At 70.7% G+C, this 9,565-nt stretch carries 12 protein-coding genes; 6 read left to right on the forward strand and 6 right to left on the reverse strand.

Annotated features, from left to right (window positions below):
• Positions 1-3: 3 nt before the first annotated feature.
• Entirely contained in the window at positions 4-267 is a 264-nt protein-coding gene (minE, locus tag AVKW3434_RS09515) for a cell division topological specificity factor MinE (RefSeq protein ID WP_092744488.1), read from the forward strand.
• Positions 268-331: 64 nt separating this feature from the next.
• Here the strand turns inward: minE and AVKW3434_RS09520 are convergent, their stop codons facing one another.
• Positions 332-889: a flavin reductase family protein gene (locus AVKW3434_RS09520; protein WP_272566146.1), complete on the reverse strand. Its 558-nt coding sequence runs from the start codon at positions 887-889 to the stop codon at positions 332-334.
• Between the two features lie 93 nt (positions 890-982).
• On the opposite strand from AVKW3434_RS09520, the gene AVKW3434_RS09525 reads away from it, so the two are divergent.
• Positions 983-1,765 carry an alpha/beta fold hydrolase gene (locus AVKW3434_RS09525; protein ID WP_272566145.1) on the forward strand — a complete coding sequence of 261 codons (783 nt, stop codon included), beginning with the start codon at positions 983-985 and terminating at the stop codon, positions 1,763-1,765.
• Complete coding sequence (locus tag AVKW3434_RS09530) at positions 1,762-2,940, forward strand: M14 family zinc carboxypeptidase (RefSeq protein ID WP_284405643.1); 1,179 nt, start codon at positions 1,762-1,764, stop codon at positions 2,938-2,940. Before AVKW3434_RS09525 ends, AVKW3434_RS09530 begins: the two co-directional genes overlap by 4 nt.
• A 26-nt stretch (positions 2,941-2,966) precedes the next feature.
• Here the strand turns inward: AVKW3434_RS09530 and AVKW3434_RS09535 are convergent, their stop codons facing one another.
• Together AVKW3434_RS09535 and AVKW3434_RS09540 are read right to left on the reverse strand one after the other, a co-directional pair.
• Positions 2,967-3,527, reverse strand: coding sequence for an NAD(P)H-dependent oxidoreductase (locus tag AVKW3434_RS09535; protein WP_284405644.1), 561 nt, complete (start codon positions 3,525-3,527; stop codon positions 2,967-2,969).
• A gap of 29 nt (positions 3,528-3,556) precedes the next feature.
• On the reverse strand, positions 3,557-4,900 hold the full coding sequence (locus AVKW3434_RS09540) for a D-amino acid dehydrogenase (protein ID WP_284405645.1): 1,344 nt from the start codon (positions 4,898-4,900) through the stop codon (positions 3,557-3,559).
• 88 nt (positions 4,901-4,988) lie between these two features.
• Between AVKW3434_RS09540 and AVKW3434_RS09545 the strand changes: the two genes are divergently transcribed.
• Both AVKW3434_RS09545 and AVKW3434_RS09550 read left to right on the forward strand, forming a co-directional pair.
• Complete coding sequence (locus AVKW3434_RS09545) at positions 4,989-5,900, forward strand: LysR family transcriptional regulator ArgP (protein ID WP_272566141.1); 912 nt, start codon at positions 4,989-4,991, stop codon at positions 5,898-5,900.
• A gap of 53 nt (positions 5,901-5,953) precedes the next feature.
• Entirely contained in the window at positions 5,954-6,625 is a 672-nt protein-coding gene (locus AVKW3434_RS09550; RefSeq protein ID WP_284405646.1) for a TetR/AcrR family transcriptional regulator, read from the forward strand.
• On the opposite strand, the gene AVKW3434_RS09555 is transcribed toward AVKW3434_RS09550, so the two are convergent.
• From AVKW3434_RS09555 to AVKW3434_RS09565, 3 genes are all read right to left on the reverse strand, one after another.
• Entirely contained in the window at positions 6,573-6,995 is a 423-nt protein-coding gene (locus tag AVKW3434_RS09555; protein WP_272566139.1) for a universal stress protein, read from the reverse strand. The two genes, AVKW3434_RS09550 and AVKW3434_RS09555, sit on opposite strands and share 53 nt — an antisense overlap.
• A gap of 125 nt (positions 6,996-7,120) precedes the next feature.
• Positions 7,121-7,966, reverse strand: coding sequence for a metallophosphoesterase (locus AVKW3434_RS09560; RefSeq protein ID WP_284405647.1), 846 nt, complete (start codon positions 7,964-7,966; stop codon positions 7,121-7,123).
• A gap of 35 nt (positions 7,967-8,001) precedes the next feature.
• Positions 8,002-8,970 (reverse strand): LysR family transcriptional regulator, encoded by a 969-nt coding sequence (locus tag AVKW3434_RS09565; RefSeq protein ID WP_284405648.1) that lies wholly within the window; start codon positions 8,968-8,970, stop codon positions 8,002-8,004.
• A 126-nt stretch (positions 8,971-9,096) separates the two neighbouring features.
• Between AVKW3434_RS09565 and AVKW3434_RS09570 the strand changes: the two genes are divergently transcribed.
• Positions 9,097-9,537, forward strand: a complete 441-nt coding sequence (locus AVKW3434_RS09570; RefSeq protein ID WP_272566134.1) for a hypothetical protein — start codon at positions 9,097-9,099, stop codon at positions 9,535-9,537.
• The last annotated feature ends 28 nt before the right edge of the window (positions 9,538-9,565 follow it).

The raw sequence follows: 9,565 nt of genomic DNA on the forward strand, positions 1-9,565 counted from the left end.
CGCATGTCTCTGTTGTCTTTCCTGCTGGGCGAGAAAAAGAAGACCGCCTCGGTCGCCAAGGAGCGCCTGCAGATCATCCTCGCGCACGAACGCAACGGCCGCAACGCCTCCACGCCCGACTACCTGCCCGCGCTGCAGCGCGAACTGGTGGCGGTGATCTCCAAGTACGTGTCGATCCACGCCGACGACATCAAGGTGCACCTGGAGCGCCAGGACAACCTGGAAGTGCTCGAGGTCAAGATCGAGCTGCCCGATGGCGTGAAATAGCCGCCGCCCTGGCCGTTCGGTCCCCGCCGCGCCGCGGTGCCCCCTCGAAGGGCCCGCGGCGTCGTCATTTGCGGATCTCGGCCTGCAGCGCGGGCGCGGCGCCCAGCGGGTGCTCGGTGTAGAACGTGCCGCCGTGGTAGAGCAGCGGCGAGGCGCCCGTGCGGTGGCTGCAGCGCTCCACCTCGCCCACGAAGATCGTGTGGTCGCCCTCCACGTACTGGCTGCGGTTGAAGCACTCGAACACCGCCGCGGCGCCGTCCAGCACGGGGGCGCCGGCGATGCCCGGCTGGTGGGCCACGCCGGCCCAGCGGTCCACGCCGCGCGAGGCGAAGCGCTCGGCCAGGGCGCGCTGGTCGGCCGCCAGCACGTTGATCGCGTAGTGGGAGCCGGCCGACAGGGCGGTCAGCGTGGAGGCCTTGTGCGCCAGGCTCCACAGCACCAGCGGGGGCTGCAGCGACACCGAATTGAAGGAGCTGGCCGTGAGGCCGATGAGCCCGCCGTCCGGGCCGCGCGCGGTGACGATGGTCACGCCCGTGGCGAACATGCCCAGCGCATCGCGGAACTCGCGCGTGGAGAAACCGGGCGGACGGGCGGCGATGGGGCGGTGCAGGGGGCTGTTCACGAAGGCGCGGGCGGCTGGAGGGAAGGGGTCGGCTATTATGGTCCGGCGCCTGGCGATTTGCTGCCGGCGGCCGCGGCGCCTGCCGTTCTCTTCATGGCCCTTCTACCCACTTTCACGACCCTCGGATCCGGACCCACCGTGCTCATGCTGCACGACGCGGACGGCGACCACCTCACTTTCGCTCCCCAGGTCGAGACCCTGGCGACGGCCGGCTACCGCGCCGTGGCCTGGGACATGCCCGGCTACGGCCGCAGCGCCCCCATCGAGCCCTACAGCTTCAAGGGCCTGGCCAACAGCTGCGTGCAGCTGCTGCAGGCGCTGCAGTGCGGCCCCGCCGTGCTGGTGGGCCACGGCCTGGGCGCCATGATCGCCATCGAGGTGGCGCTGCGCGAGCCTTCGCTGGTGCGCCGGCTGGTGCTGTGCAGCGGCGGGCCGGCCCTGGATGCGCACAGCCTGGACGAATGGGTGGCGCCGCGCCTGGCCGAGCTGGACGCCGGCCAGTCGATGGAGCAGATCGCCCAGCGCCTGGTGCCGCGCCACATCGGCACCGGTGCATTGCCCGAGGGCGTGCGCCTGGCCGGCCACGCCATGGGCCAGGTGCACCGCTCGGCCTACCGCCGTGCGCTGGAGGCGCTGCCCACGTTCGCGCGCAGTGCGGCCGAGCTGTCGCGCCTGCACATGCCCACCTTGCTGCTGGGCGGCGAGCAGGACCGCTGCACCCCGCCCGAGGCGCTGCAGGCGCTGGCGCAGGTGCTGCCCGATGCGCGCCACCTGGATCTGCCCCACGTCGGCCACTGGCCGCAGCTGGAAGACCCCGACGGCTTCGACGGCGCGCTGCTGGCGTTCCTGGCTGCTTCCGAGCGGGTGCTGCATTGAGCGCCGCCGACCGCACGACGCGCGGCGCCGCCGCGGCCGCCCTGCCCTGGCTGCTGCCCCTGGGGGCGGCGCTGGCCCTGGCGCTGATGGGCACGCGCATCTGGAACCCGGACCTGGTGGGCGGCGCGCGCGCGCCGCTCGGCGAGGGGCCGGCCACCGCCCAGGTGACGGTGCCTGCCCGCATGGCCGGCATCCAGTCGGCCGTGATCGTGCAGCCCCGTTCTCCGCAGGCGCCCTTGCCGCAGGCCCGCACGCCGGAACGGGGCGTGGCCCCTTCCCATGCCGGCCCCGGCGCGCCGCACAAGGCGGCGCCCGCATCGGCCCCGGCGCCATCGCCGGCCGGCACCGGCGCCGTGGGCACCGCCGGCGCGGAACCGGACACCGCCTGCCCGCTGCTCCTGCCGCGCCTGCCCGGCATCTCCAAGGCCCAGTGCCAGTCCGCCCACCTGGTGCCCAGCGGCGCGCTGTCGCGCAACGGCATCCCCCTGTACTGGCGCGACGTGCCGCCGGCCGGCCTGGCCCCGGGCACGGTGCCGCTGCGCGTGCTGGTGGTGGGCGCCATGCATGGCGACGAGCCCACGGCGGCGTCGCTCGCGCTGCGCTGGATCGGGTTCGCCGAGACGCGCCTGCTGCCCACGCGGCGGCCGGTGCACTGGCGGTTCATTCCCGCGCTGAACCCGGACGGCATGCTCGCCAAGCCCGCCACCCGGGTGAACGCGCGCGGCGTGGACCTGAACCGCAACTTTCCCACCCCCAACTGGGAGCGCGACGCCCCCATCTATTGGGAGAAGCGCACCCGCCGCGACCCCCGCCGCTGGCCTGGCCCCGCGGCGCTGTCCGAGCCCGAATCGCAGTTCCTGCACACGCAGATGGCGCAGTTCGAGCCCGATCTGGTGGTCAGCATCCATGCGCCCTACGGCGTGCTCGACTTCGACGGCCCGCAGCCGCCGCCCAGCCGGCTGGGGCGCCTGCGGCTGGACCAGCTGGGCATCTTCCCGGGCTCGCTCGGGCACTACGGCAGCGTGCACCTGGGGCTGCCCGTGGTCACCATCGAGCTGCAGCACGAGCTGCGCATGCCGCAGGACGACGAGGTGCGCGTGATGTGGCGCGACCTGCTGCGCTGGATGGACGAGCACCTGGCCGTCGTGGACGGCCAGGCATCACCGCAAAAATAGCCTCCAGTGCAGATTCGACTAGGGCATTATGCTATTAAAAATGTAGCAGCCGATGCCAGGGCCTGCGCGTCGGATTGCACCGCGCCGGGCGGGCCGCCCTTGCCCCATAGGGCGCCGCCCCAGGGCATGGCCAGGAACTGCGCGCACAGCCGCACCGAATCGATCATGGGCTGCGCCTTGGCGCGGTCGCCGCTGGTGGTGATGAGCCGCAGCGTCTTGGCCGCCATGGGCTCCTTGAACGGCTGGCCCGGAATGCGCATCCAGCCGCTCCAGTGGTCCAGGTAGGTCTTGAGTGGCGAGGGAATGCTGTACCAGTACACGGGTGCGACGAACACGATGTCGGTCGCGGCGAGCGTGGCCTCCAGCAGCGTCTTCATTTCGCCGGAGGGGGCGGGGTACTCGCCGGTGGTGTGGCGCCGGTCCACAAAGGGCGGCAGCTCCATCCGCGCGAGGTTCAGCCAGGTCTGAACGGTGTCCGCCGGCAGGGCCGCGGCGGCCTGCCGCGCCAGCCATTCGGTGTTGCCGACATGGCCGGGCTCGCGGGTGGAGGTGGTGAGGAACAGGGTGTGGGAAGGCATGCCCGGCATGGTAGCGCCGGCCGGGGGGGGCGCCCCGGTCAGGCCGCGACGGGGGCGGACGCGGCGGCACCCGCGGCCACGCCCTGGCCCAGGAAGCCGAAGGCCATGGCCGGCCGCTCGCCGCTGATCAGTTCGGCCACCGCCTTGCCCGAGCCCGCGCCGTGCGTCCAGCCCAGCGTGCCGTGGCCCGCGTTGACCCACAGCTTGCCCACGCGCGTGCGGCCGATGAACGGAATGTTGGTGGGCGTGGCCGGGCGCAGGCCGGTCCAGTACTGCGGGTTGCCGCCTTCCTCGGGCGTGCGGGTGTCGCACACGCCGGGCAGGATGGCCTCGATGCGGCGCGACAGCATGTGGCAGCGCGCCCGCGCCAGGGGGCTGTCCAGCGACAGGTCGTAGCCGCCCAGCTCGATGGTGCCGGCCACGCGCAGCACGTTGCCCAGGCGGCTCATGGCGATCTTCTTACCGTCGTCGATGGTCGAGACCAGCGGCGCGCCCTCGGGCCGCAGCAGCGGGAAGGTTGCGCTGTAGCCCTTTCCGGGGTAGATCGGCAGGTCCACGCCCACGGTGCGCAGCAGCGGGGCGCTGTAGGTGCCGCAGGCGACGACGATCGCATCGGCGGTGAGGTTTTGGTCTTTCTGACCTCCAGCGTTAGTGTTTCTTGCGCGGACAGCTACTGATTCGATAGCGCCACCGGCCTGGTTCAGGCGCACCACGTCGTGGCCGTAGAGGAACTGCACGCCGCGCTCGGCGCAGCGGCGCGCGAGCTCCTGCGTGAACAGGCGGGCGTCGCCGCTTTCGTCGGTGCTGGTGTAGGTGCCGCCGGTGATGTGGTCGCCGTAGGCGCGGAAGGCCGGCTCGATCTGCAGCAGCTCGTCGCGGCTGACCAGGCGGCGCTGCACGCCGTGCCGGCGCATCACCTCGACCGCGTGGCCGGCGGCGTCGAACGATTTCTGGTCGGTGTAGAAGTGGGCGATGCCGCGCTCCAGCCGGTGGTATTCGATGCCGGTGGCGCGCACCACGTCCTTCAGGGCGGCATGGCTGTAGGCGCCCAGGGCCACGATCTGCTGCACGTTGCGCTCGAACGCCGCATCGTTGCACTGCGCGAGGAATTTCAGGCCCCACCGCCACTGGTCCCAGTCGAGCTGCGGGCGAAACAGCAGCGGTGCTTCCTTGTCGAACATCCACTTGAGCGCCTTGAGCGGCGCATCGCGGTTGGCCCAGGGCTCGCAGTAGCTCACCGAGATCTGCCCCGCGTTGGCGAAGCTGGTCTCCAGCGCCGCGCCGGGCTGGCGGTCCACGACGGTGACTTCATGGCCGCGCTCGAGCAGATGCCAGGCGGTGCTGATGCCGATGATGCCGGCGCCCAAGACGATGGTTTTCATGGGCCGGAGTGTGGATCGCGTTGCGGCGAATTAAAAGCAAAATTAAACTTCATCCAAATTCATCAGAACCTCTAATGCACGCACGCCCATGAGCAGCTTCGATCCCGCCGCACTGGAATGCCTGGCCGCCATCGTGGAGGAGGGCGGCTTCGAGCGCGCCGCCCAGCGCCTGAACGTCACGCAGTCGGCCGTCTCGCAGCGGCTGCGCGCCCTGGAGGCGCAGGTGGGCTCGGTGCTCATCGTGCGCAGCCGGCCGCTCAAACCCACCACCGCCGGCCAGCTGCTGCTCAAGCACACCAAGCAGCTGCGCCTTCTGCGCGCCGACCTGGAGCGCGACCTTCAGGAACTCGCCCCGAGCGCCCCGGGCGGCGCGCGCGAGGACGAGCGCATCTCGATTGCCATCAACGCCGACAGCATCGCCACCTGGGCGCTGGAGGCGCTGCACGATCTGGTGCGCCAGCGCCTGCCGGTGGAAATCATCGTGGACGACCAGGATTTCACGCAGGAGTGGCTGCGCTCGGGCCAGGTGCTGGGCTGCGTCACCACGCTCAAGCAGGCGCTGCGCGGCTGCAAGGTCGTGCCGCTCGGGGCCATGCATTACGTGGCCGTGGCCTCGCCGGCGCTCGCGGCGCGCTACCTGCCACACGGGCTCACGCCGCACAACTTCCGCGACGTGCCGTTCCTGTCGTTCAACCGCAAGGACGACATGCAGGCCGAGTTCGTGATGCGCGCCTTCGGCCTCAAGCGCGTGGCGCTGCACCACCTGTTCGTGCCCAGCTCCGAAGGCCAGGTGCGCGCCGCCACCGCCGGCTGGGGCGCGGGCGTGGTGCCCGAATTGCTGGTGCGCGGGGCGCTGGCCGACGGCAGCCTGGTGGACCTGGCGCCCGGCCATTCGCTGCCGATCCAGCTGTACTGGCACTGCTGGAACCTCGAATCGGAGGTGCTGGATGCGCTGTCCGAGGCGCTGACCCGCACCGCGGCCCGCATGCTGGCGGTGTAGGCCCCGGGCTGTCCCGGTACCGGGGGCCGCGGCCGGTCGCTAAGATGCGCCGCATGAACACGCCCCCGTCCCGCCCCTCCTTCAAGGCGCAAATGCACCAGGCACGGGAAGAGGCCATCGTGGCGGCGGCGGGCCGCCTGCTCGGCGAAAAGGGCTTCGAGGCCATGACGCTGGACGACGTGGCCGCCGAAGTGGGCGTGGCCAAGGCCAGCCTGTACAAGCACTTCGCCGGCAAGGACGACCTGTGCGCCGCCGCCATGGTGCATGCCGTGGACCGGCTGCAAGGGTTTTTGCAGAGCGTGCCGCCCGGCCAGTCCGCCATCGAGCGCCTGCAGGCGCTGCTGCGCTGGATGCTGTCGCTGCAGCTGACCGACGAGATGCCCCTGCTGCTGAGCCGCAATTCCGGCCTGGCCGGGCCGCTGCGCGACTGCGAGCGCTACCAGGCGTCGCTGCAGACCGCCAGCGCGCTGATCACCACCTGGATCGTGGAAGCCCAGGAGGCCGGCCAGCTGAACGCCCAGTGGCCGCCCGACGTGGTGCTGTGGGCGCTGCTGGCCCGTTCGGCCGACCCGTTGCCGGCCATGCTGCGCGCCACCGGCCGGTACACCGATGCGCGCATCCTCGACTGGGCGGTGGAGACGTGCTTCGGCGGCCTGGCCGCGCAGCAAGGGGTCAGCGCACCAGCAGCACCGGCACCTGGCTGTTCGCCAGCACCTGGGTACTGACCGAGCCCATCACCAGCTTGCCGAGCGCGCCGTGGCCGTGCGAGCCCATCACGAGCAGATCGAACTTTCCGGTGTCCGCCACCTTGCCGAGGGTTTCGCCGATGGGGCCGGTCTTCACGATCCGCTGGGCGACCACCCCGTGGCGGGCGAGGAACTTGACCACCGGGCCGATGATTTTTTCGGCCTCTTCGGCGTGGTACTTCTCGACGGTTTCCTTGCCCAGGGCCGCGCGGGCGCGGGGCGGCAGGGCGGGCTGCACGGTCACCACGGTGTAATCGTGCGTGCCGGCCAGCAGTTCCTCGTGGGTGGCGAGGTAGGCGAGCATTTTCTTGGTGTACGGGCTGCCGTCGACGGCGAGGAGGATGTTCATGAAGACGTCTCCGAAAGAGAAGGGACCAGACTAATCTGCGCGTGCGCCTGTTGTCTTGACCTGCGTCATCTTTGTATGCCCTGCGCGGCGAAAGCGCCGGCGTGGAAGCCGGCACCTGTGAACGATCATACGGTGGCGGTGAAATGCGGCGAGAAGGTGTCCTGCTCGCCCTTGCGGGCATAGCCCAGCGGGTTGGCCACCACGCGGCAGCGCCAGGGCGTGCCATCGGCCCGCGCGCCCTGCACCGTGTAGTCGCTGGGCGAATGCAGGTGGCCGTGCATCCACAGCTGGGCATGGGGCAGCAGATCGTCCAGCGCATTGCAGAACCCCGCGGTGCCGGGAATCAGCCCGTAGCGCGGGTCGGCGCTCTTGAGGCTCGGGGCGAAGTGCGTCACGGCCACGGTGGGGCCGTCGAACGGGCGCGCGAGCGCGTCGCGCAGCCAGGCCTGGCAGGCCAGGGACTGCTCGCGCATCGGTTCGGCCAGGAAGGGCTCGCCGCTGCGGGTGCCGCCGGTCTTGCGCAGGTAGAAGTTGGCGGCGCGAAAGGCCTTCTCGCGCTGGCGCAGGCGGCGCGCGAGGTCGGTGCTGCCTTCGTCCTCGGCCAGCGCGTCGAAGTCGCTCCAGAGGGTGGTGCCGACGAAGCGCACGCCCTCCAGCACCACGCTTTCGCGCTCCAGCCAGACCAGGCCCAGGCGGTCGCACACCTGGCGCAGGCGCTGCTGGGCCGCGTCGAAATCCTGCATGTCGTATTCATGGTTGCCGGGCACGAACAGCACGGGCGTCGGCCAGCCGGCGAACTGCGGCAGCGGGGAAAAGCGCGCCAGCCCGAAGTCGTCGTCGTCCAGTTGCGAACCGGATTGGTAGGAGCCGATGTCCCAGGCCAGCACGAGCACGTCGGCGCCCGGGGCGGGGCTGGGGGCGAAGGCGGGATGGGCTTCCAGGTGCAGGTCAGACAGCAGTTGAATCTTCATGCCGCCGATTGTGGAGGCTGGGCGCGGGGCCGCCGTCAGGCCAGGGGCGGGCGCCGGGCCGTGGGCTGGGCCGATCGCACCATCGCGCCCCGCAGCCAGCGATGGGCCGCATCGTGCAGGCGCCGGCGGTGCCACAGCGCATCGACGTGCACCGTCGGCAGGGGCATGGGCAGCGGGCGCCACACCAGTTCGCCGGCGATGCTGGCCACGCCCACGAAGTGGCGCGGCAGCACGGTGAGCAGATCGGTGGTGGTGACCACCCGGCCCGCGGTGAAGAACTGGTTGACCGTGAGCACGATGCGCCGCTCGCGGCCCAGCGCGGTGAGCGCCTCGTCGATGAACCCGTAGGGCTTGCCGGAGAAGCTCACCAGCAGATGGCGCGCGTTGCAATACAGGTCCAGCGTCATCGGCACCTGCGCGAGCGGATGGCCGTGGCGCATCACGCACACGTATTCGCCGTCATACAGGCGCACGCTCTCGAAGGCCACCACGCTGTCGGCCTGCGCGCGCGCGGTCAGGTCGGCCATCACCGCCGGGAAGTAGCCCACGGCCATGTCGGCGGATTCGTCGTCCAGCATGCTGCGCGGGTCGCGCGTGGTGAGCGGCACCACGCGCACGGACACCCCGGGCGCCTCGCGCTCGATGATCTCCACCAGCGGCGGGATCAGCGTGGCGCCCGTGGCGTCGGCCATGGCCAGCACGAACGTGGAACTGGCGGTGGCAGGGTCGAAATCCCCCGGCGCCAGCGACTGTTGCAATTGCGCCAAGGCCTGCCTCACCGGCGGCCACAGCGTGAGGGCCCGGGGCGTGGGCTGCACGCCCTGCCCGCTGCGCACCACCAGGTCGTCGCCCAGCACCTCGCGCAGGCGCCGCAGCGCGTTGCTCACGGCCGGCTGGGTGAGCGACAGCTTGTGCGCCGCACGGGTGAGGTTGCGCTCGGTCATCACCTCATCGAACACGCGCAGCAGGTTCAGGTCGAGTGAGCGGAAGTTGAGAGGCAGCATGTTGAACCATCACCTCAATGAATGACTGAGATTCAAAATATAAAGTGGAACAGTCATGGGGTAAACCCTAAGATTCACGCATTCGCCCGGCAATTTCGCCAAAAGCGTCTGAAAAGGGTCCTCATCATGGCAAATTTTGTACACATCGAATACCGCACCGAACACCCCGGCGTGCAGCGCGCAGAGCGCTTCGCCGCTTCCCTGAAGGGCGCTGCCGCCAGCCTGGACGGCGCACGGGGCGCATCCTCCCTCCTGCTGGCCGCCGTTGTGGCCGCCGTGCTGGTGGTCGCCAACCAGGTGGTCGACACCCGCGCCGAAGGCCACATGCTGGCCGCCTGGATGGTCATGTGGGTGATCGCCTTCGCCGCGCTGGCCCTGCTGGCCGGTCCCGCCCGCCGCGCCAGCGCCGTGTTGCGCTCCGGCTACAAGGCCTGGGCCGAAGCCCGCCGCCGTGAAGCCGAAGACGAAAAGACCTGGAACGCCGCACTGTACGACGCCCGCATCATGGCCGACTTGAGCCGTGCCATGAACGGCATCGCCGTGGACAACATCCGCCGCTACTACTGAGATCGGCGGCCGGACCGGCCGCGAAGTC

The sequence above is a fragment of the Acidovorax sp. SUPP3434 genome (genome assembly GCF_030159015.1).
Taxonomy (GTDB): Bacteria; Pseudomonadota; Gammaproteobacteria; order Burkholderiales; family Burkholderiaceae_C; genus Paracidovorax.

Coding starts and splice junctions, on each gene's coding strand:
- AVKW3434_RS09535 (WP_284405644.1), bottom strand. CDS start 3,527: ATGCCGGGCATGCCTTCCCACACCCTGTTCCTCACCACCTCCACCCGC.
- AVKW3434_RS09565 (WP_284405648.1), bottom strand. CDS start 8,970: ATGCTGCCTCTCAACTTCCGCTCACTCGACCTGAACCTGCTGCGCGTG.
- AVKW3434_RS09560 (WP_284405647.1), bottom strand. CDS start 7,966: ATGAAGATTCAACTGCTGTCTGACCTGCACCTGGAAGCCCATCCCGCC.
- AVKW3434_RS09525 (WP_272566145.1), top strand. CDS start 983: ATGGCCCTTCTACCCACTTTCACGACCCTCGGATCCGGACCCACCGTG.
- minE (WP_092744488.1), top strand. CDS start 4: ATGTCTCTGTTGTCTTTCCTGCTGGGCGAGAAAAAGAAGACCGCCTCG.
- AVKW3434_RS09540 (WP_284405645.1), bottom strand. CDS start 4,900: ATGAAAACCATCGTCTTGGGCGCCGGCATCATCGGCATCAGCACCGCC.
- AVKW3434_RS09545 (WP_272566141.1), top strand. CDS start 4,989: ATGAGCAGCTTCGATCCCGCCGCACTGGAATGCCTGGCCGCCATCGTG.
- AVKW3434_RS09550 (WP_284405646.1), top strand. CDS start 5,954: ATGAACACGCCCCCGTCCCGCCCCTCCTTCAAGGCGCAAATGCACCAG.
- AVKW3434_RS09570 (WP_272566134.1), top strand. CDS start 9,097: ATGGCAAATTTTGTACACATCGAATACCGCACCGAACACCCCGGCGTG.
- AVKW3434_RS09555 (WP_272566139.1), bottom strand. CDS start 6,995: ATGAACATCCTCCTCGCCGTCGACGGCAGCCCGTACACCAAGAAAATG.